Source organism: Caulobacter sp. GW821-FHT12F03 (genome assembly GCF_058806855.1).
Map to the genome: position 1 here is coordinate 234,083 of NZ_JBXAQC010000002.1, position 24,953 is coordinate 259,035.

Sequence of the window (24,953 nt, forward strand, 5' to 3'; positions counted from 1 at the left end):
CCCGCCATGGCCGCTGTGTTCCAATCCGTCGAGACCCGCCCCGCCCGTCAGTGGCGGCGCGGCCAGCCGGGCGATACGCCGGTCGACCGGCCGCTCGCCGACGAGGCGCCCGTCGGACTGCTCTATGACGGCCGGCCGCACGCGGTGCTGATGGCCACGCCCGCCGACGTCGAGGATCTGGCGGTCGGCTTCACCCTGTCCGAACGCATCGCCATGGCCGGCGACATCGAGGCCGTCGCCGTCGAGACCCTCGACCAGGGCCTGCAGGTCGACATCCGTCTGACCGCCGAGGGCCGGGGCCGCCGCGCCCGCGCCCGGGTGCGCGGCATGGAAGGCCGCTCCAGCTGCGGCCTGTGCGGTGTCGAGCGGCTGGCCCAGGCGGTCCGGCCCCTGTCGCCGCTGGCCGAAGGCGCCCGCTTCAGCCGCGCGGCCATCGAGGCGGCGCTGGACGCGCTCGAGACGCAGCAGGCGCTCGGCCGGCTGACCCGCGCCATGCACGCCGCCGCCTTCGCCGACGCGTTGGGCGTCCTGGCCCTCGTCCGCGAGGACGTCGGCCGGCACAACGCGCTCGACAAGGTGATCGGCGCGGCCGCCCGCGCGGGCCTCGACCCGGAGGCCGGTTTCGTCGTGGTCACCAGCCGCTGCTCCTACGAGATGGTCGACAAGGCCGCGATCGCCGGCTTCCCGCTGATGGTCGCCATCTCGGCCCCGACGGCGCTGGCCATCCGCAAGGCCGAGGAGTGCGGCATGACGCTGGTCGCCCTGGCCCGCGCCGACGGCTGCGCGGTGTTCACCCGCCCCGACAGGATCACGCCATGAGCCGGGCGAAGGGCGTCGGCGACTATCACCGGCCGGCCGGCGGCTGGGGCGCCCTGCGCGCGGTCGCCGGGGCGCTGGCCGACCAAGACACGGTGGTCGAGGGCGGCAAGGCCCTGCTGTCGGCCAACCAGCCGGATGGCTTCGACTGCCCCGGCTGCGCCTGGCCCGATCCGAAGCACACCTCCTCGTTCGAGTTCTGCGAGAACGGGGCCAAGGCCGTGGCCTGGGAGGCGACCGGCAAGCGCGCCACGCCCGAGGACATCTCCGCCCGGACGGTCACGGCCCTGACCGGCTGGACCGACCATGCGCTGGAGGACCTCGGCCGCCTGACCGAGCCGTTGCGTTACGACCGGGCCAGCGACACCTATGTCCGCGTCGGCTGGGACGAGGCGATCAGCCGGATCGGCGCGGTGATGGCCGCCCAAGCCGATCCCGACGCCATCGAGTTCTACGCCTCGGGCCGCGTGTCCAACGAGGCCGCCTTCCTGTTCCAGTTGCTCGGCCGCAAGGTCGGAACCAACAATTTCCCCGACTGCTCCAACATGTGCCACGAGCCGACCAGCGTCGGCCTCGCCGAACAGCTGGGCCTGGGCAAGGGGTCGGTGACGCTGGAGGACTTCGACCACTGCGACGCGGTGTTCAGCTTCGGCCACAACCCCGGCACCAACCACCCGCGCATGATGGCCACCCTGCGGGACGTCGCCCGGCGCGGCGCGCCGATCGTGGTGTTCAATCCGCTGAAGGAGCGGGCGCTGGAGAAGTTCGCCTCGCCCCAGGATCCGGTCGAGATGGCCACCCTCGGCGGCACGGACATCGCCCATCGCTACTACCAGCTGCGCATCGGCGGCGACGTGGCGGTCGTCGAGGGCATGATGAAGACGCTGATCGCCGGCGACCACCTCGACCACGCCTTCCTCGCCGAACACACGGCCGGGTTCGACGCCCTGGCCGCCCATCTGGCCACGCGCGACTGGCCGTCGCTGGAAGCCGCGAGCGGGCTGACCCGCGGCCAGATCGAGGAAGCCGCGGGCATCTTCGCCGCCAGCAAGGCGGTGATCCTCTGCTACGGCATGGGCGTCACCCAGCACCGCTCGGCCTCCAGCGCCGTGCAGCAGCTGGTCAACCTGCTGCTGCTGGGCGGGCACATCGGCCGGCCCGGGGCCGGCGTCTGCCCGCTGCGCGGCCACTCCAACGTTCAGGGCGCCCGTACGGTCGGCCTGACCGAAAAGCCGCCCGCCGCCCTGCTCGACAGTCTGGGCCGGGCGTTCGGCTTCACCCCGCCGGCCCGCCACGGGCACACGGTCGTCGAGGCCATCGCCGCGATGCAGGCCGGGACGGCGAAGGTGTTCATCGGCCTCGGGGGCAACTTCGCCGTGGCCGCGCCGGACCCGGTCGCCACCTTCCCGGCCCTGCGGCGCAACGCCCTGACGGTCCACATCGCGACCAAGCTCAACCGCACCCACCTGCTGCCGGGCGAGGAGAGCTACATCCTGCCCTGCCTCGGCCGCACCGAGATCGACATCCAGGCCGGCGGCCGCCAGTCGGTCACCGTCGAGGACTCCATGTCGATGGTGCACGCCTCGCGCGGCCTGAATCCGCCGGCGTCCGAGCATCTGCGGTCGGAGGCCTGGATCGTCGCGGCCATCGCCGAGGCGGCCCTCGGCCCGGACAGCGGCGTCGACTGGCGGGGCCTCGTCGCCGACTACGATCGTATCCGCGACGCCATTGAGCAGGTCTTTCCCAAGAGTTTCGCCGACTTCAACGCCCGCATCCGCGCGCCCGGCGGCTTCCGCCTGCCGGTGCCGTCCGGCGAGCGCGTCTGGCGGACGGCCAGCGGCAAGGCCGACCTGATCCCTTTCCGCCACGACGACCCGGCCCGCACCGACAGCACGCGCGGCGATCCGGACGTGCTGATCCTGACCACGGTGCGCAGCCACGACCAGTACAACACCACCATCTACGGCCTGAACGACCGCTATCGCGGGGTGAAGGGCCGGCGCGACGTGGTCTTCGCCCACCCCGACGATCTGGCCGCCCGGGGCCTTGCGGACGGCGACCGGGTCGACCTGGAAGCGGCCTTTCCCGAGGACGACGGCGACCGGTCGGTGCGCGGCTTCACCGTGGTCGCCCGCGATCTGCCCCGCGGTTGCCTCGCCGCCTACTATCCGGAGGCCAATCCGCTGTTGCCGCTCAGCGAGCGCGACATCCGCAGCGGTACGCCGGCCTACAAGGCCATGCCGGTCCGGCTGTCGCGCGCGCGGTGATCGCGGGCCTCGTCCTCGCCGGCGGACGATCGTCGCGCTTCGGCAGCGAGAAGGCCATCGCGCCGCTGAACGACCGCACCCTGATGGAATGGGCGCTCGACGCGCTGGGTCCCCACTGCGGGGCCGTCGCTGTCAGCGCGCGACCGGCCTCCGGCGCCGCCGGGCTGGCGTCGCGACTGGGCCTTCCGGTGCTTGACGACGCGGCCGGGGCGCCGGACGGACCGCTGGCGGGCGTCGCCGCCGGCCTGCGCTGGGCCATCGCCGGGGGCGCGGACCATCTGGCCACCCTGCCCTGCGACATGCCGCACGCGCCGGCCGATCTGGTCCCGCGCCTGGTCGAAGCGCGGGGCGAGGCCTTCGCGGCCTTCGCCGTCACCGGCGAGGGCGTGCATCCGCTGTGTGCGGTATGGAGCGTCGATCTGCTGGGCGCGCTGGAGTCGGAACTGGCGCGGGGCCACCCGGCGGTGCGAGGTTTTCTCGGCGACATCGGCGCGGTGGCCGTCCCCTTCGAGGACGCGGCGGCCTTCGCCAATCTGAACCGGCCGGAAGGCGGATCGGTCACGCCCCGGGCCCGTTGAGGATCGTCAGCGCGCGCGGACCCGGCGGGCGATCGCCGACGAACGGCCTGACCGGCGGTCAGACCTCCAGCGCCTCGCTCGTCATCCGGCGATACAGCTCGAGATACCGCTCCGACGTCGCCGCCACGACCGCCTCGGGCAGAGGCGGCGGCGGGGCCTCGCCATTCCAGCGGCCGGCGGCGCGCTCGGCGTCGAGATAGTCGCGCAGCGGCTGCTTGTCGAAGCTGGGCGGCGTCTCGCCGACCGACCAGCCCCCGGCCGGCCAGTAGCGGGAGCTGTCCGGCGTCATGACCTCATCGATCAGCACCACCTGGCCCTGCGCGTCGCGGCCGAACTCGAACTTGGTGTCGGCCAGCACCAGACCGCGCTCCGCCGCCAGCGCCCGGCCGGTTTCGTAGACGGTGCGGCTCAGGCGTTCGAGCTCGGCGGCCAGGTCGGCGCCGACGTCGGCGGCCATGCGGGCGACGGAGATGTTCTCGTCGTGGCCCGTCTCGGCCTTGGTCGCGGGGCTGAACACCGGCGGATCGAGCCGCTCGCTCCGGCGCAGGCCGGCCGGCAGGGGCTCGCCCGCCAGGGTGCCGGTCTGGGCGTATTCCTTCCAGGCCGAGCCGGAGAGGTATCCGCGCACCACGCATTCGACCGGCACGACCGTCACGCGGCGGCACAGCATGGCCCGGCCGACGAGCGTCGCGCGATGCGGCGCCAGCGCCGGGACCGCGGCGATGATCTCGTCGGGGTCGACCGACAGCATGTGGTGGCGCACCACGCCGTCCAGACGCCGGAACCACCAGGCGCTGAGCTGCGTCAGCACGGCGCCCTTCATCGGCACGGGCTCGGCCATCACCACGTCGAAGGCGCTCACGCGATCGGTGGCGATCAGCAGGAGGCGGTCCTCGCCGACGGCGTAGATGTCGCGCACCTTGCCCCGGCCGACGAGGTCCAGCGGCAGGTCGCTGCGGGTCAGAAGGGTCATGGTCGCGCTCACGGTCTAGAGGCTCCGGCGGATAGCCGCCCAGCTGTCGGCGAGTCCATCCCGATGCGCGGGATCGGCGACGCCGATCAGGGCCTCGGCCCGGCCGTCGAGGGTCAGGCCGCGCAGGTCGGCGACGCCGTGCTCGGTGATCACCAGGCCCACATCGGCGCGCGGCACGGACACGGCCGTCGGCGGCAGACGCGGCACGATGCGGCTGATCTCGCCGCGGCGGGCGCTGGCCGGCAGGGCGAGAATGGGCAGGCCGCCCTTCGACAGCCGGGCCCCGCGCAGGAAGTCGGTCAGGCCGCCGACGCCGCTGATCTGGCGTCCGTCCTGGAACTCGGCGTTGGCCTGGCCGAACAGATCGATCTCGATCGCCGAATTGACCGCCACAAGCCGGGGGATCCCGGCCAGCACGCGGATGTCATGCGTCACGTTCGACGGCTCGAAGCGGATGCGGCTGTCGCTGCCACAGCGGTCGTAGAGCGCGCGCGACCCGGCCGCGAGGCCCGTCACCACCTCGGTCAGGGCGCTGGAGTCGAGCACCGGCAGCAGCGGATCGGTGACCATGCCGGAGAAGATCTTCAGGCCCTTCATCCCCTCCAGCGCCGCCAGCGCCGCGATGCCGGCCTTGCCGACGCCGAACTGTACGCTGGCGCCGTCGGGCATGATCGCCTGCAGATGCCGCTTGATGGCCTCGAACGCCGGATCGAGCGCCCCGACGTCGTAGGTCAGCAGGTCATGCGGCGCGTCGGCGACCACATCGAACGCCGACAGCGGCCAGACCGCGCCCTGAACGCGCGGCATCGCCGGATTGACCAGCGCGACCTTGAACACCGTCCGCGCCATGACGGCGGGGGCCAGATCGCTGGCGACGCCCAGCGAGACGTTGCCCTCGGCGTCGGGCGCACTGACATGGAACACGGCGGCGTCGAGCGGCGTCTCGCCCAGCCAGCCATAGGCCTGGAACCAGGTCATCGGCCGCAGGGCGTACCGTCCGGCCTCGAAGGCAGGTCGCCAGTCACCGGACATGAACGTGCCTTCAGACCGCGCGGTCTCGTGCAGACCGGCCCAGTCGTTGCGGTTGATGCCCGGAACATGGGCGCCGACGAAGGTCAGATGGGCCGCCAGATCGGGCCTCTGTCGCCAGGCGTCGAGCAACGCCAGCGGCTCGCCGGCCCCGCCCGTGATGAACACTCGGCCGCCCGCCGGATTCAACTGGCGAGCGATCGTTTCGGCGGTCATGTCGACTGTAAGGCGAATCACGTCATTCTCGGTTCAGATGACGCCTGCAACCGTATGCGGCGCCTGTGTGTTCAGTGGTTGAATACTTGGCCCCGAAAGGACCATCAGCGTCATGCGCGCCGCAGTCGATCACCCCTACGACGTCCTCAAGCCCTTCCTGTGGATCGCCGGCCTGGCCTTCGCCAGCGGCTTCCTCGGCTACGTCGGCCTGCACGGCATCCCGGCCTAGCCGGCGCCGGTCGAGCCGAACCCGCCCGCGCCCCGCGCGGTCTCGTCGAGGCTCGTCACCGCGCGCCAGGTCGCCGCCGCCACGGGCGCGATGACCAGCTGGGCGATCCGGTCGCCCCGGCGGATGACGAAATCCTCCTCCCCCAGATTGATCAGAATGACCTTCACCTCGCCGCGGTAATCCGCGTCGATCGTGCCGGGCGTGTTGAGGCAGGTGATCCCGGCCTTGGCGGCCAGGCCCGAGCGCGGCCGCACCTGGGCCTCGAACCCGGCCGGCACGGCGAATGACAGCCCCGTCGGGACCATGGCCCGCGCCATCGGCTTGAGCGTCATCGGCGCGTCGTCCGCGACGGCCGCGCGCAGGTCCATGCCGGCCGCCAGAGGGGTCTCGTAGGCCGGCAGCGGCAGGCCCTCGGCATGGGGCAGCTGGACGACGGGGATAACAGGAGTCACGTCAAAGCCTTCGCGATACGGGCGGCCAGATCGGCGGCCACCTGGTCCTTGTGGGCGCGGTCCCAGCGCTCGATCCCCTCGCGGGTGATCAGCAGCACCGCGTTCTCCTCGCCACCCATGACGCCCGGCTCGGTCACGTCGTTGGCGATGATCCAGTCGCAACCCTTGCGGGCCAGCTTGGCCCGGGCGTGGGCCTCGACGTCGTTGGTCTCGGCCGCGAACCCGACCACCAGCTTCGGCCGCGTCGGGCCGGACGCCGCCAGGGTCGCCAGAATGTCGGGGTTCTCGACCAGGGTCAGGGTGGGCGGACCGTCCTTGCCCTTCTTCAGCTTGAGCCCGAACGCCTCGTCGGGGCGCCAGTCGGCCACGGCCGCGACACAGACGGCCGCGTCGGCCGGCAGCGCCGCCTGGCTGGCGGCCAGCATGTCGCGCGCGGACTCCACGTCGACACGGTCGACACCCGCCGGGGTCGGCAGGCTGACCGGCCCGGACACCAGCGTCACCCGCGCGCCGAGCTTCGCCAACGCCCCGGCGATGGCGTAGCCCTGCCGGCCGCTCGAGCGGTTGGTCAGCAGCCGAACGGGGTCGAGCGCCTCCGCCGTGGGACCGGCGGTCACCAGCACATGCCTACCGGCTAAAGGGCGGGCGGCGGGCCCCTCCAGCAGGCCCATGATCGCCTCGAAGATCGCCTCGGGCTCGGCCATCCGGCCGTAGCCGAACTCGCCGCAGGCCATGGCGCCCTCGTCCGGCCCGACGAAGTGGACGCCGTCTCCCTTGAGGGTCGCGAAATTCCGTTGCGTGGCGGGATGGTCCCACATGCGCACGTTCATCGCCGGGGCCATCAGCACCGGCTTGTCGGTCGCCAGCAGGGTGGTCGAGGCCAGATCCCCGGCCAGGCCATGGGCCGCCTTGGCCATCAGGTCCGCCGTCGCCGGGGCCACAACCACCAGGTCGGCCGAGCGGGACAACTCGATGTGGCCCATCTCCGCCTCGTCGGTCAGCGAGAACAGCTCGCTGTAGACCTTGTCCTCGGCCAGGGCCGACAGGGACAGCGGCGTGACGAACTCGGCGCCGGCCCGGGTCAGGATCGGCCGCACGGCGACGCCCGCCTTGCGCAGCAGGCGCGTCAGCGCCAGCGCCTTGTAGGCGGCGATGCCGCCGCCGACGATCAGCAGAACCCGCCGCCCAGCCAAACCCGCGTCTCCGTCAGCGCCGTGAAAACCTGCCGCTGCATACGACGCCACGACCGCTTGACCAATCCCGAAACCCGTGTTCTTGATATGTTCAATTACACGCTAGGATAGCAACAGGGGTTGGGATCATGGTGGGATTGTTCAGGGCTTCGTCGGCGGCGCTTGTGACCGCCGCGCTTCTGGCCGGCTGCGATGGCGGCGCCTCGGCCGTGCCGGTCCATCGGGAGGCGGCCGCCGTTCCGGCTGTGGCGGAGGGCGCGTTCGAAGCGCCCAGGGCCGCCGTGGCGCGGGCCGAGCCGGTTCGGCGCATCGACGGCAAGCCGATGTGGTCGGCCAGCCGACGCTTCACGGCCGAACAGAACGCCGAGCGCAATTTCAGGCGCAACGGGGCGGACTTCGGCGCGGCGACGCTCGACGCCTATGTCAGCAAGGCCCACGCCTTCGTGACGAAGCCGCCGCGCGGCGCCCAGACGCTGACGCGCAGGAACGGCGACACCCTGATCTACGACCCGGCCGGCAATGTGTTCGCCGTCGCCACCCGGGACGGCGCGCCGCGGACCATGTTCAAGCCGGACGACGGGCCCGAGTACTGGACGCGGGTCAAGGCGCGCGAGGCCGAGGGCGGCGCGGGACGCTCGCGATCGCGGGACGACGGGTAGAAAACCTCCGTCATCCTCGCGCTTGTCGCGAGGACCCATGAACACCGTGGCAGGAGGTGGGACGCCGGAGAGCCTTCGGCGGACCCTGCCCTGACGGGTTGACCGCCAGTGTTGCTCCGGCGGCTCGCCAATCCTCTCCCGGAGGGAGAGGGGGACCATGCGGAGCATGGTGGAGAGGGATGCGCCGGTGGCGGCCGTTTGGCCGCGCTCTCTGCTCGGCGGCGTTCGACCGGATGGCTTGGTGGGACCGCACGGGAACGGCCGCTCGCCCCTACCCCAGCAGCCGCGCCAGCACGAACGCCAGCCCGGCGATCAGCGCCCCGGCCGCCAGCCAGGCCATGCCGGACGACTCGCGGACCGGCGCGACGACGACCGGCGGGGCCGCGCCGTCCTCGGCCATCCGGGCGATGGCCCGCAGGGCGCGCAGGGCCTCGTCGGCGAAGTCCTTCATCCGGGCGGCCGGTGACAGCTCGCGGGCGATCCAGCGGCGCACCACAGGGTCGGCGGCGGCCCAAAGGTCGTGGTCGGGCCACAGACGGCGGGCGACGCCCTCGACGGTGACCATGGTCTTCTGCAACAGCACCAGTTCGGGCCGCAGCCGCATGTCGAACAGGGCGGTGATCTCGAACAGCAGCGACAGCAGCCGGCCCATGGAAAGCTCGCTGGCCGCCCGTCCGAACACCGGCTCGCCGACGGCGCGCAGAGCCTGGGCGAAGGCGTCCGGGTCATGGTGCGCGGGCACGTAGCCGGCGTCGAAGTGGGCCTTCGCCACCCGGGCGTAGTCGCGGGTCAGGAAGCCGTAGAGGATCTCGGCCAGGTAGCGCCGAGTCTCCGGCGACAGCCGGCCGACGATGCCGAAGTCGACCGCCACGATGCCCGAGGGCGGGACGACGAACAGGTTGCCCTCGTGCAGGTCGGCGTGGAACACGCCGTGGTCCAGCGCCTGGGCGAGGAAGGCCCGGATCAGGTTGTCGGCCACGGCCTTGCGGTCGAGGCCCGGCGCCTCGAGCGTCGCCGGATCGGACAGCGGCAGGCCGTCGACCCAGGTCAGGGTCAGCACCCGCTTGGCCACGCCATCCCAGATCACCTGCGGCGCGCGCATCCAGCCGTCGCGGTTCATGATGTCGGACAGCTCGGCCGCGCCGGCGGCCTCGAACCGCATGTCCAGTTCCAGCCGCAGCGAGCGGATCACCGTCCCGGCGAAGGCCGAGGGCTCCAGCCGCCGCGCGGGAGGGATCAGCGCCTCGATCAGGCCGGCGGCCATCATCAGGGTGGCGCTGTCGTCGGCGATGCGCCGCTCGATGCCGGGGCGCAGGACCTTGACCGCCACCTCGCGGCCGTCGGCCAGGGTGGCCCGGTGGGCCTGGGCCAGCGACGCGGCGCCAACCGGCTCGCCGAACACCGGGAACAGCAGGTCGACGGGCTGGCCCAGCTCGCGCTCGATCTCGGCCCGCGCCCGGGCGGTCGGGAACGGGGGCAGGGCGTCCTTCAGATGCGCCAGGTCGGTGGCGAAAACGGCCCCGAAGATGTCGGCGCGGGTCGACAGCACCTGGCCGAGCTTGATCGCCACCGGCCCCAGCTTTTCCAGCGACCGCGCCAGCCGCTCGCCGGGCCGGCCCTGCCGCGCCTGACGGCCGGCGAACAGTCGCAGGAAGGCGGCCAGCGTCCGCACGCCGGACGGCAGGACGTCGTCCAGCTCGCGCGGGATCAGCGCGTCGGCGCGGATCAGGGTCCAGCCGGCGGCCAGCAGACGCAGGAAAGCGGCCAGATCCATGGTCCTAGAGAACCCGCCCCGAATGCAGGGCCGCCACGCCGCCGGTGAAGTTGGTGTAGCTGACGCGGCTGAAGCCGGCCTGCTCGATCATCGCGGCGAAGGTCTTCTGGTCGGGGAAGCGGCGGATGCTTTCGACCAGGTACTGGTAGGAGTCACGGTCGCCCGCCACCCATTCGCCGATCTGCGGAATGGCCTTGAACGACCAGGCGTCATAGGCGGCGCGCAGGGCGATGCCGGTCGGCCGGCTGAACTCGAGACAGACGAACCGGCCGCCGGGCTTCAGAACCCGCTTCGCCTCGCGCAGGGCGGCGCTGACGTCGGTCACGTTGCGGATGCCGAACGCGATCGAATAGGCGTCGGCGCTGGCGTCCGGCAGCGGCAGCCGCTGGGCGTCGCCCACGGCCCAGCAGATCTCGGGCGGCGCGCCCTTTTCCCGGCCCGCGGCGATCATCTCGGCGTTGTAGTCGATGATGTGGATGGTCGCGTCGTCGCCGCCCCGGCGCTCCTGCGCGGCCCGGGCCAGCTTCGCGTAGCGGCGGGCCATGTCGCCGGTGCCGCCGGCCACGTCGAGGATCACCTCGCCCGGCTGCGGATTGAGGCGGGCCGCCGTGGCGTCCTTCCAGATTCGATGCACGCCCGCGCTCATCAGGTCGTTCATCAGGTCGTAGCGGCTGGCGACGCGGTCGAAGACCCCGCGCACAAGGCCGGGCTTCTCGGTCGGATCGACGTCGCGATAGCCGAAGGTGGCGCTGCTCTGGCTCATGGCCTTGCTCATAGACCCGCGCGGGCAGGTCGGCTAGCCGGCGCGCCTCAAGGTCAAGGCGGAATTCGTCCTGATGTCTTGATGAGCATCTTTGCTCCGGCGAGGCTTTGCTCAAGGACCGCTTCGCGGCCGCGCAGCGGCGACCCCGCAGGGGTCGTCCTTGACCAAAGACCTCGTCCGGAGCGGACCATTCCATCAAGGTCTTCAGGGCGTATCAGCATCCGGAGGGGGAGACGGCGCATGGACCCCGACCCCGTCCTCGGCTAGCCAAGACCCCATGCCTGAGTTGCCCGAAGTCGAAACCGTCCGCCGGGGCCTGTCGCCCGTGCTGGAGGGCGCGCGCCTGTCCCGCGTCGAGCAGCGCCGCCCGGACCTGCGCTTCGCCTTCCCGGAGGACTTCGTCCAGCGCCTGACCGGCGCGACCATCACCCGCCTCGACCGGCGGGCCAAATACCTGCTCGGCCACACCGACCGCGGCGACGCCCTGGTGATGCATCTGGGCATGACCGGCCGGTTCGAGATCGAGGCCGCGGAAGGGACCGTTCGCCCGGGCGAGTTCGTCTACGCCAGCGCGCCCGACCCGAAGCACGCGCATGTGGTGTTCGAGACCGAACGCGGCGGCCGGGTGACCTATTACGATCCGCGCCGGTTCGGCTTCATGGGCCTGATCCCTGCGGGCGACGTGGCCGCCCATCCCTGGTTCGCCGGCATGGGGCCCGAGCCGCTGGGGCCGGACTTCACCCCCGCCCTGCTGGAAAAGGCCTTCGCCGGCCGCAAACAGAACGCCAAGGTGCTGCTGCTCGACCAGCGGATCGTCGCGGGCCTCGGCAACATCTATGTCTGCGAGGCGCTGCACCGGGCCGGGATTTCGCCGCTGAAGCCGGCCGGCAAGATTCCGAAGAAGGCGCTGCCGAGCCTGGTCGCCGTGATCCGGGAGGTGCTGGAGGAGGCCATCGCGGCCGGCGGCTCGACCCTGCGCGACTTCGCCGCCACAGACGGGGCGCTCGGCTACTTCCAGCACAGCTTCCAGGCCTACGGCCGCGAGGGCGAGCCCTGCCTGAGGCCCGGCTGCGGCGGGACGATCGAGCGCATCGTCCAGGGTGGCCGGTCGACGTTCTGGTGCGCGACGTGCCAGCGGTAGCGACTGAAACCATGAAGGCGCAAAGCGTCCTGATGTCTTGATGAGCATTTTGGCTCAGGCGGGCCCCTGCTCAAGGACCGCTTCGCGGCCGCGTAGCGGCGGGCCTGCAAGGCCCGTCCTTGACCAGGGACCCGTCCTGAGCGGACCATTCCATCAAGGCCTTCAGGGCGCATCAGCATCACGTTGGATTCAGTCCTCGCCATGAAGTTCCGCCTGCTCGCTGTCATCGCTCTCCTCTTCGCCAACCCCGCCGCCGCCGCACCGCCGGTGTGGATCGTGAAGGACGCGGACTCGACGATCGTCCTGTTCGGCGCGGTTCACGTCCTGCCGAAGGACCTCGCCTGGCGACCGAAGGCGCTCGATGACGCCCTCGCCCACGCCGACGACCTGTGGTTCGAGACCCCGGTCGACCCCGACAGCCAGGCCGAGGCCTCCCGTGCGGCCCAGGCCAACGGCTATCTGCCCGAGGGCCAGACGCTCGAGGGCCTGCTGACGCCGGTGGGTCGCGAACGGCTGGCGCGGGTCGCCGCGAAGCTCGGCCTCGCGCCCGGCGCCCTCGGCCGCGTGCGGCCGTGGCTGGCCGACGTGACGCTCGGCGTCGTGGCCCTCAACCAGCAGGGCGCGTCGGTGGACAACGGCGTCGAGCGCACCCTGTCCGCCGCGGCGGCGCCGACGGCCGCCCGTCGCGCCTTCGAGACCTCGACGCAGCAGATCGGCTTCTTCGCCGACGCCCCGCTGGCCGACCAGCTGGCCTCGCTGGAGGACACGCTCAAGCAGCTCGACGAGGATCCGGGCTTCTACGACCGCCTGATCGCCGCCTGGGCGCGCGGCGACGTCCGCGCGCTGGAGGACATGGGCCTGACGCCGATGAAGCAGGTCTCGCTCATCCTCTATGACCAGCTGATCGTGCAGCGGAACCGCCGCTGGGCCGAGACCATCGCCACGCGCATGGCCGGCTCCGGCGAGACCGTCATCGTCGTCGGCGTCGGCCACCTGGTGGGCCCCGACAGCGTGCCGGCCCTGCTGCGGGCCCGCGGCTTCACCGTCGAGGGGCCCTGAACAAGCCGCTTGAGCCGACGCGGAGGCGGAGGCACAACCGGCTCATGACCTACCAGACCCTGATCCTCGAGACCCCGTCCGACGGCGTGACCCTCATCCGGCTGAACCGGCCGGAGGCGCTCAACGCCCTCAACAGCCAGCTGCTCGGCGAACTGGGCCAGGCGCTCGACGCCGCCGCCGCCGACACGGCCGTGCGCTGCGTGGTGCTGACCGGCTCGGACCGCGCCTTCGCCGCCGGCGCCGACATCAAGGAAATGTCGGACAAATCCTACGCCCAGATGATGACGCTCGACTTCTTCACCGCCGCGGCGCGCAGGATCGAGCAGTTCCGCAAGCCGGTCATCGCCGCGGTCAGCGGCTACGCCCTGGGCGGCGGCTGCGAGCTGGCGATGATGTGCGACTTCATCATCGCCTCGGAGACGGCGAAGTTCGGCCAGCCGGAGATCAACCTCGGCGTCTCGCCGGGCATCGGCGGCACCCAGCGCCTGACCCGCTTCATCGGCAAGGCCAAGGCGATGGACATGATCCTGACCGCCCGGATGATGGACGCGGCCGAGGCCGAGCGCTCGGGCCTGGTCTCGCGGGTGGTGCCCGTCGACAAGCTGATCGAGACGGCGCTGGAGGCCGCCGCGAAGATCGCCGCCCACTCGCCGCTGGCGGTGATGATGAACAAGGAGCTGGTCGAGGCGGCCTACGAGACCACCCTGACCACGGGCGTGGCTCTGGAGCGCCGGCTGTTTCACTCCCTGTTTGCATTTGAGGATCAGAAGGAGGGCATGGCGGCCTTCGTCGAAAAGCGAAAGCCGAACTTCACAGGCTCATAGCCTCGAGGCCACATGCTGCGGATCGCGATCGGACTGTTTCTCTCCCTGATCGCGACGCAGGCCCTGGCCGACCCCTGCCACGCCATCCCCGACAAGGGGCCCCGCCCGGCCTGGGCGAAGGCCGGCGTCGTCGTGACCGGCACGGCCCGCTACATCATCGACGGCGACGGCCTGTGCATCGGCTCAAGCGGCGACCCCGAGCGCTGGGTGGAAATCCGCCTCGCCGACTACTACGCGCCGGAACTGCGGGAGTCGGGCGGCGCGGCCGCCAGGGCGGCGCTGACCCGCCTGACGGGGGCCAGGACCATCATCTGCACGGCCGTGACCGGCGATGGCGGACGGGTCGTCAGCTATGACCGCCTGATCGCGATCTGCCGCATCGGCGGGGTCAGTCTCGCCGACCTCATGCATCGCGCCGGCCAGCCAGACGGCGGACGCGGCCTCAAGGGACGCTAGGCGCGCTCCCGCCCGCCAGCAGGGGCGCGGCGGCGTCGCTGGCCAGCCACTTCGCCAGCTTCAGCGCCCGCCACTGGTCGGGCCCCCAGCCGCGGGTGACGAGGATCTGCATCGTCCCGTCGCCGATCCGCGCCTGCCAGCGATGCTCCAGCCGCACGAAGCCCAGCCGCTGCAGACGATTGGCGATCAGGCCCTGGCCTGTGACCACAAGAGCGTTGTCGGCGTTCTCCGCCCGGTCGAGCAGTTCGGCGACCCGCGCCTCGGTCAGCACCGGGGCCACGGCCGTTGGGGCCTTCGCCAGCGCCCGTTCCAGGGCCTGGCCGAGTCCGGGGTCGCACAGCACGGTCTGGCGGGGGGCCTCGCCGCCGCAGCTCGCGAGCGCCAGGGTCGAGAGAAGAAAAAGGCGACGGTTCATGCAAAGACTCTACATCGCCGGCGCGGAACCGCCAGAGTCGCATTGACCGGCCCGGGGCCTTCCTGTATTTGCCCGCCCTTCGATTTATCCGGCGTGCGCGGCCTTTCGCGAGCGCCCGTCCGTTCTGAGGTTCTACAAGCCCATGGCCAATAATCCCGGCGCCAAGAAGGCGATCCGCAAGATCGAGCGCCGCACCGAGGTCAACAAGGCCCGTCGGTCGCGCGTGCGCACCTTCCTGCGCAAGTTCGATGAAGCCCTGGCCGCCGGCGACGCCGCCGCCGCCAAGGCCGCCTTCATCGTCGCGCAGTCCGAACTGATGCGCGCCGTGTCCAAGGGCGTGGTTCACAAGAACACCGGCTCGCGCAAGGTTTCGCGCCTGAACGCCCAGCTGAAGAAGCTGTCGACCGCCGCCTGATTTCGGGGCTTCCCGAGACCGGCCGGACGTCACCGTTCGCCCTAAAAATATGCAGTTGATGAACCGGCAGGCGCCTATCGCGCCGGCCGGTTTTTCACGTGCCCAATTCGCGCATGCGGCGAATATCCACAGGCCTCAAAACGAGTGTTAACGGATTCCCTTGCCGGGCGAGGGGGCCTCGTGAGTCAACAGAAATATCCGCGTCCGGACTCAAATTTCACGTTTGACCCACCGATTTTTGGGCCGCTAGTGTGAAGCTCTCGACGCTTGGTCCTCTTCCTTTTTTGGGTATGAGATTGGCGGCGGCGGATGCTGTGCATTCGCCGGTTAAGAGACTGACTGCGTTGAGTATTCTGACTTCTCCACCGTGGGGGCGGAGGGGTGTCGCGGGTTCGGAAACGAAACGGAACGGGTGGGGCTGATGACTTTTCTGGGCGGGCAAACGATGCCGTCGCTGACTCCTGCTGGCGCGATCTGGACGAAGGCCTGCCTGGCCCTGCGTCGGGAGCTCGGCGAGGCCGCGTTCGGGTCGTGGCTGGCCCAGGCCGCCCTACGGGAAGTCGCCGACGGCCGCATCGTGCTCGTCACCCCGACCGGCGTGGCCCGCGACTGGATCCGCCGCAACGCCTGGCGCCGGATCGGCGAACTGTGGGCCGAGCATGATCCCGCCGGCCGCAGCCTGGACCTGAAGTCGCGCATGGAGTTCGAGGCCGACACCGGCGGCCTGGACATCATCGCCGAGGCCATCGAGGTCATGGACCCGGTCGCCACCGACGCCCCGACCATCGCCCCGACCCCGAGCAGCCGCCCGACGCGGGTCTCGGGCCTGCAGGACCGCTTCACCTTCGACAGCTTCGTGCCCGGCCCGGCCAACGAATTCGCCCACGCCGTGGCCCGCCGCGTCGCCTCCTGGGCCGACGGCCACTTCAACCCGGTGGTCATCCACAGCGGCTACGGCTTCGGCAAGACCCACCTGCTCAACGCCATGGCCTGGGAGGCCATGCGCGCCGCCCCGGAAAAGCGCGTCGTCTATCTGAGCGCCGAGCGCTTCCTGTCGACCTTCGTGCGTTCGGTGATGGATCGCTCCACCGCCCTGTTCAAGGAGGAGCTGCGCGCGGCCGACCTGCTGCTGATCGACGACGTGCATTTCGTCGCCGGCAAGCAGTCGACCCAGGAAGAACTGTTCCACACCCTGACCGCCCTGATGGAAGACGGCCGCCGGGTGGTCTTCTCGGCCGACCGGCCGCCGGCCCAGATCACCGAGATGGACGCGCGCCTGCGCAGCCACCTGTCGGCGGGCCTGGTCTGCGGCATCGAGCCGGCGGACCGCACGCTGCGCATGGGCATCCTCGAGCGCAAGCTGGCCTCGCTGGGCCGTCAGGGCGGCTTCAACGCCCAGGCCCGGCCCGAGGTCATGCAGTTCCTCGCCGACCGCTTCACCGACAGCGTGCGCGAGCTGGAAGGGGCCCTGAACACCCTGGTGGCCCGCATGGGCGCCCAGGTCGGCGGCCTGTCGCTCGACGAGGCCCAGGCCATCCTGCGCCCGCACCTGCGCGGCGCGGAGAAGCGCATCACCATCGACGACATCCAGAAGGCCACGTCGGAGCATTTCGGCCTGCGCCAGGCCGATCTGGTGTCCGAGCGCCGCAACCGCTCGGTGGCCCGTCCGCGTCAGGCGGCCATGTGGCTGGCCAAGCAGCTGACCACCCGCTCGCTGCCGGACATCGGTCGGCGCTTCGGCGGCCGCGACCACACCACCGTGCTGCACGCCGTGCGCCGCATCGAGGCCCTCAAGGCCGAGGATCCCCAGCTGTCCCGCGACCTGGAAGCCCTGACGCGCAAGCTGCGGGGATAGCCCAGGGCGCCGTCATGGCCCGGCGGGTCCGGGCCGCCCAGGAACTCGACGATACAGAAAAGGGCGCGGCCGATCGGTCGCGCCCTTTCTTGTGACCCGTCACGCCTGGATGGCCCGGACTTGCCAGGCCATGACGGCGATGGACGTTACGGCTCCACGCCGTTCTCGTGGAAGAAGTCGATCATTCGCCGCCAGCCGTCCTGGGCGGCCTTCGGGTCGTAGCTGGCGCGGTAGTCGGCGTGGAAGCCGTGCTGGGCGTCCGGATAGACGATCAGGTCGCAGCCGGTCTTGCCGTATTCCTTCAGCTTGGCGCGCATCGCCTCGATGTCGGTGACCGGGATGCCCTGGTCCTTGCCGCCGTAGAGCCCCAGCACCGGCGCCTTGAGGTAGCCGGCCAGCTCCAGCGGCCACTCCCGCTCGGGCTCGCCGAGGAACTGTCCCGCCGCCGGACGCGACAGCCGGCCGTACCAGGCCACGCCGCAGCGGAAGTCGCGGAACCGCTCGCAGGCCAGCCAGACCTGCGCCCCGCCCCAGCAGTAGCCGGTGATGGCCATCTTCTTCCGGTTGACGAAGCCCTGCCGCGACAGCCAGCCGCTCGTGGCCTCGATGTCGTTCATCACCTCGGCGTCGGTGGCGGCGCCGACGATATTTCGGATCAGGGTGAAGTCGACCAGCGGGGCCGGGTCGCCGTGGCGCACGAACAGGTCGGGCGCGATGGCCACGTACCCGAGCTTCGCCAGCCGCCGGCAGATGTCGCGGATATACTCGTGGATGCCGAACACCTCCGACACCACCAGCACCGTCGGCCGCTTTCCGCGCGCGTCGGGGCGGGCGATGTAGGCGGGGATGTCGCGATCGCCGGCCGGGATCATCACCGTCTCGGCGATCAGGCCCTCGGCGTCGGTGTGGATCGGTTCGGCCCGGGCCGACACGGCGGCGGCGGCGTAGCCGGCGAAGAACAGGGCCGGCAGGGCGCGGCGCGAGATATCGAAATCGCGCGGCTCCGGGCCCTCGGGGCGGGTCAGCTTCAGCATGGGCGGTGTTCCCTCGTATCGTTGCCGTCACCCTAGCCCCGGAGCGGCGGGCGAGGGAAGCGCCCGCCAGTCAGGACAGAAATCGCTTCAGCCCCGCCCTCACCGCGTCCGGCGTCAGCCAGTGGCCGCCGGGAAAACTGTGGAATTCGACGTCATAGCCGGCCCGGCGAAAGATCTCCGCTGTCGACTCGCCCCAGGCCAGCGGCGTGCCCATGTCGTCGCGGCCATGCCAGAAGAACATCCGGGGCCGGCCGACCGGCGTGCGGACGTGATACCGCGTCACCGAGAAGGCCAGCACGTCACTGAACAGGTCGCCATTCTGCACGCCCAGGGAGACGGCCCAGGCGGCCCCGTCGGAAAAGCCTGCGACGGCGATGCGCGCCGGATCGATACGGCAGGCGGCGAACGCCCAGGCCAGGGCGCGGTCGACGAAGGCCGCGTCGGGGCCCACCGCGCCGCCCTCCATCGCCCAGGTCACGCCGCGCGACGGGATCGCCAGCAGGACGACGCCCCGCCGGCTGGCCTCGGCCCGGAACTGGCCGAGGGCGTCGGCCGCCCCGTGCGAGGCCCCGTGAAACGCCACCAGCAGCGGCGCCGGGCGGTCGCGGTCGAGGGTTGACGACAGATACAGCAGGGCGTCGCGGTCGGGGTCGAGGCCGGCCTTGTGCAGGCCGGGCGGCAGGGTCCAGGCGCCGGGAACGGCCGGCCGGGCGGTCAGACGCCCGTCATCGCCTGCCTCGCGCGCCCGGACGGGACCCGTCGCGGCCAGCGCCAGGACGCCGGCCAGTCCGGCCCGCCGCGTCAGTCGCGCTCCGGCGCTCATCGCGGCGCCGCCGCGGCCCGGCGCAGGGTCAGGTTGATCCGGCCGCCGCCGGGGACCAGCCGGGACGACCCGGACAGGATCCGGTCGACGCCGTGAAACGCCAGCCGGGCCTCTCCGGCCAGCAGGCAGACATCGCCGGAAGCCAGTCGCACCGAGCGGGTCGGGTCGGTGCGCTTCAGCCCTCCGATGCGGAAGATCGCCGTATCACCGAGCGACACTGACAGGACCGGAAAGGCGAAGTCGGCTTCGTCCTGGTCGCGGTGGAGACCCATCTTCGCCCCCTCGCGATAGAGATTGACCAGGCAGGCGTCGGCGGGAACGGCGGGGTCGGCCAGCGCCGCCCAGAGATCCTGCAGCACCACCGGCATCGGCGGCCAGGGCCGGCCGGTGCGCGGGTTGACCGCCTCGTAGCGATAGCCGGCGCCGTCGGTCACCCAGCTGAGCGGCCCCAGGCCGGTCATGGCCACGCTCATCGCCTTGCCGCCCGGGGTGACCTGGTGATGGAACGGCGCCTCGGCCGCCGCCGCCAGCACCGCCTGGACCAGCGCCGCCTGTTCGGCCGCGTCCAGTCGCCCGGGCAGCAGGGTGAAACCTGACAAATCCTTCATGATCGGCTCCGCACGGCACAGTCTAACGTCGCCGCCGACCGGATGGGGAGAGTTCGCGTGTTTTATCGGATCGGAACGGCCCTCGGCGTGGCGACGACGCTGGTGTTGCTTGCGGGCTGCGGAGAGCAGGCCGCGCCGGCCCGCCATGTGCTGCCGACGGACATCACGCCCGTCCACTACGACATCACCGTCCGGCCGGACGCGGCCAGCCTGGCCTTCAGCGGCTCGGTCGGCGCCGACGTCCAGGTGGTCCGGCCGACGGCGACGGTGACCGTCAACGCCGCCGACCTGACCTTCGGCGCGGTCAGGCTGGACGGGGCGGCGGCCTCGCCGAAGGTGGCCTATGACGACAAGGCCCAGACCGCGACCCTGACCTTCGCCACGCCGCTGACCGCCGGTCCGCACCGTCTGGCCATCGACTACCGCGGTAAAATCAACCAGCAGGCCTTCGGCCTGTTCGCCATCGACTACGACACCGCCCAGGGCGGCAAACGCCTGCTGGCGACCCAGTTCGAATCCCCGGACGCCCGCCGGTTCGCGCCGATGTGGGACGAGCCGGCCCTGAAGGCGACCTTCAAGCTGACGGTCGAGGCGCCGGCGGCCGACATGGTCGTCTCCAACATGCCGGTCGAGACGGCGACGCCGCTGGACGGCGGCCTGACCCGCACCACCTTCGCCGTCTCGCCGAAGATGAGCTCCTATCTGCTGTTCCTGGCGGTCGGCGATTTCGAGCGCGTCAGCCGCAAGGTCGGAAACGTCGACATCGGGGTGGTGGTCAAGCGCGGCTCGACCGGCGAAGCGGGCTTCGCCCTCGACGCGGCCGAGCAGCTGCTGCCGTACTACGACGCCTATTTCGGCACGCCCTATCCGCTGCCCAAGCTGGACCTGGTGGCCATTCCGGGCGGCGCCTCGGGCTTCTCGGCGATGGAGAACTGGGGGGCGATCCTCTACTTCGAAAAGGCCGTGCTGGTGGACGCCCGCGTGTCCAGCGCCGCCGACCGGCAGAACGCCTACACCACCATCGGCCACGAGATGGCCCACCAGTGGTTCGGCGATCTGGTGACCATGGCCTGGTGGGACGACATCTGGCTCAACGAGGGCTTCGCCTCCTGGATGGAGTCCAAGGCGACGGCTCATTTCCATCCCGAATGGTCAACTCAGCTGCAGGACATGGACAGCCGCGACGGCGCGATGAACCTCGATGCCCGCGTCGCCACCCATCCGGTGGTCCAGCCGGTGGCCGACGCCCGCGACACCGCGTTCGACACCATCAGCTACCAGAAGGGCCAGGCGGTCATCGCCATGATCGAGGCCTGGGTCGGCGAGGACCACTTCCGCGACGCCCTGCGCGCCTACATGAAGAAGCACGCCTACGGCAACACGGTCAGCGACGACCTGTGGGCGGCGGTGGAGACCGCGTCGGGCCAGCCGATCCGGCGCATTGCGCGCGATTTCACCACCCAGCCGGGCGTGCCGCTGATCAAGGTCACCAGCCTGGGTTCGGCGCGGCGCATCAGCCAGCGGCGGTTCGGCGTCGACGCGCCGTCCCGCGAGCCGCTGGTCTGGTCGACGCCGGTGGCGGCGAGCTGGCCCGGCCTGAAGACGGACTGGCGCGGTCTGGTGTCGATGAACCATTCGGTCCGCCTGAACGGCCCGGCCGGGGCGCCGCTGCTGGTGAACGTCGGTCAGGCCGGTTACTTCCGCACCCTTTACGACGACAGGGCCTTCGCCGCGCTGAGGGCGGATTTCGCCCGCCTCGCGCCGGTCGACCAGCTGGGCCTGCTGTATGACTACTGGGCCTTCGGCCAGGAAGGCGTGGCGCCGGTCGGCCGCTGGCTGGATCTCGCCGCCAGCCTGCCGGCCGACAGCGACCCGGTCGTCTGGATGCACGTGGTCGACGTGCTGGGCCAGATCGACCGCCTGTACGACGGCGACGGCGGCCAGGCGGCCTTCCGCGCCCGCGCCCGCGCCCTGCTGGCGCCGGCCTGGACGCGTATCGGCTGGGCGCCGGTCCCGAACGAGCCGGCCACGGCGGTGCTGCTGCGGGCCAAACTGATAGAGGCGCTCGGGCGCTTCGACGACCCGGCCGTGGTCGCCGAGGCCCGCGCCCGTTTCGCCCGGATGGGCGCCGATGCGTCAGCCCTGCCCGCGGCCATCCGCGAGCCGGCCCTGATCGTGGCGGCCATGCAGGCCGACGCGGCCACCTGGGAGCAGCTTCACCAGATGGCCCTGACCTCGACCAACGCGCTCGAGAAGCAGCAGCTGTACGGCGTGCTCGGCGAAACCCGGGACAAGGCCCTGGCCCGGCGCACGCTGGACCTGGCGCTGAGCGTCGAACCGCCGACCACCCTGCGCCAGAACGTCCTGCGCGGGCCGTCGGGCAACTTCCCGGCCATGACCTGGACCTATCTGAAGGCCAACAAGGCCCGCGCCGACGCCCTGCTGGCGCCTGGATCGATGGTCGACATGCTGCCGCGCATCACCCTGGCCTGGGCCGACGAGACGATCGCCGGCGAGGCGCTCGACATGGCCCGGGCCGACGGCGAGGTTCCCCAGCGGCTCAAGGCGTCGCTGTCGGCGGCCGTCTATCGCGCGAAGGTGCGGCGTGAGCGGCTGGGCGAGATCAGCAAATGGGTTCAGGGGCGCGGCTAGACCGCGCGGGCCGGAAAGACAGCGGGCGGGGCGGCTTTCGCCGGCCCCGCCCGTCGGAATCCCCCCCGGGTCCCGTCGCCTTGCGGCGTCAGTCTTCGGTGTAGCGGTAGGACGAAATCTTGCAGACGTCGACGCGCTGGCGGACCAGGGAGTCGCCGTCGTCGAACACGGCCTTGAAGTCGAACAGGCAGTAGCCCGAGCCGTCGTCGATGTTGATCGTGACCGAGGCGCCGGGCTTCAGCACGCTCTGGCCGAGGATGTCTTCCTCCCACGACGTGGCGTTCACGTTGGACGCGTAGAAGCGCACGATGATGTGCCGCGTCTCGTTGATGATGCGCACGCGGCGGTCTTCGGCCGAAGCCATGCCGGGCGTGAACGCGGTGGCCGCCACCATGACGGCGAGTGCGAAGCCGGCCTTGAGCCGGTTAGACAGGGTGACCATTTTTCCCTCCTGAAAAGCGCCCCTCGAACAGCCGTGAAAAGGCCACATTTCAGGGGTCCCGCCATGCCCCAAATGGGGGGCGTCCGCACAGCCGCGAAAAAGCCCCCGATTTGATCGGGGTTTTGCTCTTGCAGCAGGCGCCCTGCTTCCCATATGGCGGTCTGAACAACGGCTTTCCCTGAGCGGAAAGCCTTCCATTTTCAGTCCAGAAAGATCCAACCGGGGACGGAAGAGAAAAACTGGGGTGCTTCTCGAAGGCCCTCGTCACCGCCGTCCGCCTGTCAGGGAGCTAGAGAGACCTATGAGCAAGATTATCGGCATCGACCTGGGAACGACCAATTCCTGCGTGGCCATCATGGATGGCAAGACGCCCAAGGTGCTCGAGAACGCGGAAGGCGCCCGCACCACGCCGTCCGTCGTCGCCTTCCTCGAGGACGGCGAGAAGCTGGTCGGCCAGCCGGCCAAGCGCCAGGCGGTGACCAACCCGACCAACACCCTGTTCGCCATCAAGCGCCTGATCGGCCGCTCGTACAGTGACCCGGTGGTCGACAAGGACAAGGGCATGGTGCCCTACGAGATCGTCAAGGGCGGCGCCGGCGACGCCTATGTCCGCGCCCACGGCAAGGACTACAGCCCGCAGGAAGTCTCGGCCTTCATCCTGATGAAGCTCAAGGAAGACGCCGAGCGTCACCTGGGCGAGAAGGTCACCAAGGCGGTCATCACCGTTCCGGCCTACTTCAACGACGCCCAGCGTCAGGCGACCAAGGACGCCGGCCGCATCGCCGGCCTGGAAGTCCTGCGCATCATCAACGAGCCGACCGCGGCGGCCCTGGCCTACGGCCTGGACAAGAACGACGGCAAGAAGATCGCGGTCTATGACCTCGGCGGCGGCACCTTCGACGTCTCGATCCTCGAGATCGGCGACGGCGTGTTCGAGGTGAAGGCCACCAACGGCGACACCTTCCTCGGCGGCGAGGACTTCGACCTGCGGATCGTCGACTTCCTGGCCGACGAGTTCAAGAAGGAAACCAGCACCGACCTTCGCAAGGACAAGCTGGCCCTGCAGCGCCTGAAGGAAGAGGCCGAAAAGGCCAAGAAGGAGCTGTCGACGACCACGCAGTACGAGGTCAACCTGCCCTTCATCAGCATGAACGCCAACGGGCCGCTGCACCTCAACATCAAGCTGTCGCGCGCCAAGCTGGAAGGCCTGGTCGAGGACCTGATCGCCAAGACGATCGGCCCCTGCGAGCAGGCGCTGAAGGACGCCGGCATCAAGAAGGGCGACATCGACGAAGTCATCCTGGTCGGCGGTATGACCCGCATGCCCAAGGTGGTCGACGCGGTGAAGAGCTTCTTCGGCCGTGAACCCCACCAGGGCGTGAACCCGGACGAGGTCGTGGCGCTGGGCGCCGCGGTCCAGGCCGGCGTGCTGCAGGGCGACGTCAAGGACGTGCTGCTGCTGGACGTCACCCCGCTGACGCTGGGCATCGAGACGCTGGGCGGCGTGTTCACCCCGCTGATCGAGCGCAACACCACGATCCCGACCAAGAAGAGCCAGACCTTCTCGACCGCCGACGACAACCAGTCGGCCGTGACGATCCGGGTCTTCCAGGGCGAGCGTCCGATGGCGCACGACAACAAGATGCTGGGCCAGTTCGACCTGGTCGGCATCCCGCCGGCGCCGCGCGGCATGCCGCAGATCGAGGTCATCTTCGACATCGACGCCAACGGCATCGTGCACGTCACGGCCAAGGACAAGGCGACCAACAAGGAACAGTCGATCCGCATCCAGGCCAACGGCGGCCTGTCGGACGCGGACATCGAGAAGATGGTTCGCGAAGCCGAGGCCAACCGCGCCGAGGACGAGAAGCGCAAGGCCACGGTCGAAGCCCGCAACCAGGCCGACACGGCGATCCACTCGACCGAGAAGATGCTGGCCGAGCACGGCGACAAGGCCGGCCCCGAGGTGCGCAGCGCCATCGAGTCGGCGCTTGAGGACCTCAAGGGCGTGCTCGACAGCGGCGACGCCGACGCCATCGCGGCCAAGAGCGAAGCGCTCAAGGACGCGGCGATGAAGCTCGGCGAGGCCATGTACAAGGCCCAGGGCGAAGCGGGCGGCGACGCCGGCGAAGCCCCCAAGGACGACGGCGTGGTCGACGCCGAGTTCGAGGAAGTCGACGGCGACGACAAGAAGTCGGCGTGACATCGCGCCTCATGGCGGCGACGCCCTCTCCCGTGGTGAAACCCGCCTCGGGGAACGTCGCCGCCGCCTTCGCGAAC

Annotated in this window: 23 protein-coding genes; 12 read left to right on the forward strand and 11 right to left on the reverse strand. The window is 70.8% G+C overall.

Annotated elements, in window-relative coordinates; translation table 11 throughout:
• Positions 1-6: 6 nt before the first annotated feature.
• From fdhD to mobA, 3 genes are read left to right on the forward strand one after another with little or no spacing between them, the layout of a single operon-like run.
• A complete protein-coding gene (gene fdhD, locus AC1RN0_RS06610; protein WP_492786639.1) occupies positions 7-819 on the forward strand; it encodes a formate dehydrogenase accessory sulfurtransferase FdhD in 813 nt (270 codons plus the stop codon).
• Positions 816-3,083 carry an FdhF/YdeP family oxidoreductase gene (locus AC1RN0_RS06615; RefSeq protein WP_492786640.1) on the forward strand — a complete coding sequence of 756 codons (2,268 nt, stop codon included), beginning with the start codon at positions 816-818 and terminating at the stop codon, positions 3,081-3,083. The genes fdhD and AC1RN0_RS06615 overlap by 4 nt, the downstream gene beginning before the upstream one ends.
• Complete coding sequence (gene mobA, locus AC1RN0_RS06620; protein ID WP_492786641.1) at positions 3,080-3,661, forward strand: molybdenum cofactor guanylyltransferase; 582 nt, start codon at positions 3,080-3,082, stop codon at positions 3,659-3,661. The genes AC1RN0_RS06615 and mobA overlap by 4 nt, the downstream gene beginning before the upstream one ends.
• A 58-nt stretch (positions 3,662-3,719) precedes the next feature.
• Here mobA and AC1RN0_RS06625 read toward each other — a convergent pair whose 3' ends face one another.
• The 4 genes from AC1RN0_RS06625 to coaBC all read right to left on the reverse strand — a co-directional run bounded on the left by AC1RN0_RS06625 (position 3,720) and on the right by coaBC (position 7,753).
• Positions 3,720-4,634, reverse strand: coding sequence for a phosphoribosylaminoimidazolesuccinocarboxamide synthase (locus AC1RN0_RS06625; protein ID WP_492786642.1), 915 nt, complete (start codon positions 4,632-4,634; stop codon positions 3,720-3,722).
• A 15-nt stretch (positions 4,635-4,649) separates the two neighbouring features.
• The gene (locus AC1RN0_RS06630; RefSeq protein ID WP_492786643.1) at positions 4,650-5,900 is read right to left on the reverse strand and encodes an acetyl-CoA hydrolase/transferase family protein; all 1,251 of its coding nucleotides are present in this window, start codon (positions 5,898-5,900) and stop codon (positions 4,650-4,652) included.
• Positions 5,901-6,104: 204 nt separating this feature from the next.
• Entirely contained in the window at positions 6,105-6,560 is a 456-nt protein-coding gene (gene dut / locus AC1RN0_RS06635) for a dUTP diphosphatase (RefSeq protein ID WP_492786644.1), read from the reverse strand.
• Complete coding sequence (gene coaBC, locus AC1RN0_RS06640) at positions 6,557-7,753, reverse strand: bifunctional phosphopantothenoylcysteine decarboxylase/phosphopantothenate--cysteine ligase CoaBC (RefSeq protein WP_492786645.1); 1,197 nt, start codon at positions 7,751-7,753, stop codon at positions 6,557-6,559. Before coaBC ends, dut begins: the two co-directional genes overlap by 4 nt.
• Positions 7,754-7,917: 164 nt before the next feature.
• Between coaBC and AC1RN0_RS06645 the strand changes: the two genes are divergently transcribed.
• Positions 7,918-8,412, forward strand: coding sequence for a hypothetical protein (locus tag AC1RN0_RS06645; RefSeq protein ID WP_492786646.1), 495 nt, complete (start codon positions 7,918-7,920; stop codon positions 8,410-8,412).
• 271 nt (positions 8,413-8,683) lie between these two features.
• On the opposite strand, the gene ubiB is transcribed toward AC1RN0_RS06645, so the two are convergent.
• Positions 8,684-10,186 carry a 2-polyprenylphenol 6-hydroxylase gene (gene ubiB, locus AC1RN0_RS06650; protein ID WP_492786647.1) on the reverse strand — a complete coding sequence of 501 codons (1,503 nt, stop codon included), beginning with the start codon at positions 10,184-10,186 and terminating at the stop codon, positions 8,684-8,686.
• A 4-nt stretch (positions 10,187-10,190) separates the two neighbouring features.
• Positions 10,191-10,949 (reverse strand): class I SAM-dependent methyltransferase, encoded by a 759-nt coding sequence (locus AC1RN0_RS06655; protein WP_492786648.1) that lies wholly within the window; start codon positions 10,947-10,949, stop codon positions 10,191-10,193.
• A gap of 277 nt (positions 10,950-11,226) precedes the next feature.
• On the opposite strand from AC1RN0_RS06655, the gene mutM reads away from it, so the two are divergent.
• The 4 genes from mutM to AC1RN0_RS06675 all read left to right on the forward strand — a co-directional run bounded on the left by mutM (position 11,227) and on the right by AC1RN0_RS06675 (position 14,429).
• Complete coding sequence (gene mutM, locus AC1RN0_RS06660; protein WP_492786649.1) at positions 11,227-12,090, forward strand: bifunctional DNA-formamidopyrimidine glycosylase/DNA-(apurinic or apyrimidinic site) lyase; 864 nt, start codon at positions 11,227-11,229, stop codon at positions 12,088-12,090.
• Positions 12,091-12,291: 201 nt separating this feature from the next.
• A complete protein-coding gene (locus AC1RN0_RS06665; RefSeq protein WP_492786650.1) occupies positions 12,292-13,149 on the forward strand; it encodes a TraB/GumN family protein in 858 nt (285 codons plus the stop codon).
• 44 nt (positions 13,150-13,193) lie between these two features.
• Positions 13,194-13,973 (forward strand): enoyl-CoA hydratase, encoded by a 780-nt coding sequence (locus AC1RN0_RS06670; protein ID WP_492786651.1) that lies wholly within the window; start codon positions 13,194-13,196, stop codon positions 13,971-13,973.
• Between the two features lie 12 nt (positions 13,974-13,985).
• Positions 13,986-14,429: a nuclease gene (locus AC1RN0_RS06675; protein ID WP_492786652.1), complete on the forward strand. Its 444-nt coding sequence runs from the start codon at positions 13,986-13,988 to the stop codon at positions 14,427-14,429.
• On the opposite strand, the gene AC1RN0_RS06680 is transcribed toward AC1RN0_RS06675, so the two are convergent.
• A complete protein-coding gene (locus AC1RN0_RS06680) occupies positions 14,416-14,844 on the reverse strand; it encodes a hypothetical protein (RefSeq protein ID WP_492786653.1) in 429 nt (142 codons plus the stop codon). The genes AC1RN0_RS06675 and AC1RN0_RS06680 overlap by 14 nt on opposite strands.
• A gap of 142 nt (positions 14,845-14,986) precedes the next feature.
• Here AC1RN0_RS06680 and rpsT point away from each other — a divergent pair, with 142 nt between their 5' ends.
• Both rpsT and dnaA read left to right on the forward strand, forming a co-directional pair.
• The gene (gene rpsT / locus AC1RN0_RS06685; RefSeq protein WP_492341252.1) at positions 14,987-15,259 is read left to right on the forward strand and encodes a 30S ribosomal protein S20; all 273 of its coding nucleotides are present in this window, start codon (positions 14,987-14,989) and stop codon (positions 15,257-15,259) included.
• A gap of 421 nt (positions 15,260-15,680) precedes the next feature.
• The gene (gene dnaA / locus AC1RN0_RS06690; RefSeq protein ID WP_492786654.1) at positions 15,681-17,114 is read left to right on the forward strand and encodes a chromosomal replication initiator protein DnaA; all 1,434 of its coding nucleotides are present in this window, start codon (positions 15,681-15,683) and stop codon (positions 17,112-17,114) included.
• A 146-nt stretch (positions 17,115-17,260) separates the two neighbouring features.
• On the opposite strand, the gene AC1RN0_RS06695 is transcribed toward dnaA, so the two are convergent.
• From AC1RN0_RS06695 to AC1RN0_RS06705, 3 genes are all read right to left on the reverse strand, one after another.
• Positions 17,261-18,148, reverse strand: coding sequence for a dienelactone hydrolase family protein (locus tag AC1RN0_RS06695; RefSeq protein ID WP_492786655.1), 888 nt, complete (start codon positions 18,146-18,148; stop codon positions 17,261-17,263).
• Between the two features lie 70 nt (positions 18,149-18,218).
• Positions 18,219-18,971 carry an alpha/beta hydrolase gene (locus tag AC1RN0_RS06700; RefSeq protein WP_492786656.1) on the reverse strand — a complete coding sequence of 251 codons (753 nt, stop codon included), beginning with the start codon at positions 18,969-18,971 and terminating at the stop codon, positions 18,219-18,221.
• Positions 18,968-19,579: an alpha-ketoglutarate-dependent dioxygenase AlkB gene (locus AC1RN0_RS06705; RefSeq protein ID WP_492786657.1), complete on the reverse strand. Its 612-nt coding sequence runs from the start codon at positions 19,577-19,579 to the stop codon at positions 18,968-18,970. The genes AC1RN0_RS06700 and AC1RN0_RS06705 overlap by 4 nt, the downstream gene beginning before the upstream one ends.
• Before the next feature lie 57 nt (positions 19,580-19,636).
• Between AC1RN0_RS06705 and AC1RN0_RS06710 the strand changes: the two genes are divergently transcribed.
• Positions 19,637-22,231, forward strand: a complete 2,595-nt coding sequence (locus AC1RN0_RS06710) for a M1 family metallopeptidase (protein WP_492786658.1) — start codon at positions 19,637-19,639, stop codon at positions 22,229-22,231.
• A gap of 88 nt (positions 22,232-22,319) precedes the next feature.
• Here AC1RN0_RS06710 and AC1RN0_RS06715 read toward each other — a convergent pair whose 3' ends face one another.
• Positions 22,320-22,673: a hypothetical protein gene (locus tag AC1RN0_RS06715; protein ID WP_492786659.1), complete on the reverse strand. Its 354-nt coding sequence runs from the start codon at positions 22,671-22,673 to the stop codon at positions 22,320-22,322.
• A 301-nt stretch (positions 22,674-22,974) separates the two neighbouring features.
• Here AC1RN0_RS06715 and dnaK point away from each other — a divergent pair, with 301 nt between their 5' ends.
• Positions 22,975-24,876: a molecular chaperone DnaK gene (gene dnaK, locus AC1RN0_RS06720; RefSeq protein WP_492786660.1), complete on the forward strand. Its 1,902-nt coding sequence runs from the start codon at positions 22,975-22,977 to the stop codon at positions 24,874-24,876.
• Positions 24,877-24,953: the final 77 nt, after the last annotated feature.

Bases quoted from the DNA above. Each gene is read 5' to 3' on its own strand.
- AC1RN0_RS06715 (WP_492786659.1), bottom strand. From the start codon at position 22,673: ATGGTCACCCTGTCTAACCGGCTCAAGGCCGGCTTCGCACTCGCCGTC.
- AC1RN0_RS06675 (WP_492786652.1), top strand. From the start codon at position 13,986: ATGCTGCGGATCGCGATCGGACTGTTTCTCTCCCTGATCGCGACGCAG.
- AC1RN0_RS06655 (WP_492786648.1), bottom strand. From the start codon at position 10,949: ATGAGCCAGAGCAGCGCCACCTTCGGCTATCGCGACGTCGATCCGACC.
- AC1RN0_RS06695 (WP_492786655.1), bottom strand. From the start codon at position 18,148: ATGCTGAAGCTGACCCGCCCCGAGGGCCCGGAGCCGCGCGATTTCGAT.
- rpsT (WP_492341252.1), top strand. From the start codon at position 14,987: ATGGCCAATAATCCCGGCGCCAAGAAGGCGATCCGCAAGATCGAGCGC.
- AC1RN0_RS06615 (WP_492786640.1), top strand. From the start codon at position 816: ATGAGCCGGGCGAAGGGCGTCGGCGACTATCACCGGCCGGCCGGCGGC.
- fdhD (WP_492786639.1), top strand. From the start codon at position 7: ATGGCCGCTGTGTTCCAATCCGTCGAGACCCGCCCCGCCCGTCAGTGG.
- AC1RN0_RS06705 (WP_492786657.1), bottom strand. From the start codon at position 19,579: ATGAAGGATTTGTCAGGTTTCACCCTGCTGCCCGGGCGACTGGACGCG.
- AC1RN0_RS06665 (WP_492786650.1), top strand. From the start codon at position 12,292: ATGAAGTTCCGCCTGCTCGCTGTCATCGCTCTCCTCTTCGCCAACCCC.
- mutM (WP_492786649.1), top strand. From the start codon at position 11,227: ATGCCTGAGTTGCCCGAAGTCGAAACCGTCCGCCGGGGCCTGTCGCCC.
- dnaK (WP_492786660.1), top strand. From the start codon at position 22,975: ATGAGCAAGATTATCGGCATCGACCTGGGAACGACCAATTCCTGCGTG.
- ubiB (WP_492786647.1), bottom strand. From the start codon at position 10,186: ATGGATCTGGCCGCTTTCCTGCGTCTGCTGGCCGCCGGCTGGACCCTG.
- AC1RN0_RS06680 (WP_492786653.1), bottom strand. From the start codon at position 14,844: ATGAACCGTCGCCTTTTTCTTCTCTCGACCCTGGCGCTCGCGAGCTGC.
- AC1RN0_RS06670 (WP_492786651.1), top strand. From the start codon at position 13,194: ATGACCTACCAGACCCTGATCCTCGAGACCCCGTCCGACGGCGTGACC.
- AC1RN0_RS06700 (WP_492786656.1), bottom strand. From the start codon at position 18,971: ATGAGCGCCGGAGCGCGACTGACGCGGCGGGCCGGACTGGCCGGCGTC.
- AC1RN0_RS06625 (WP_492786642.1), bottom strand. From the start codon at position 4,634: ATGACCCTTCTGACCCGCAGCGACCTGCCGCTGGACCTCGTCGGCCGG.
- dnaA (WP_492786654.1), top strand. From the start codon at position 15,681: ATGACTTTTCTGGGCGGGCAAACGATGCCGTCGCTGACTCCTGCTGGC.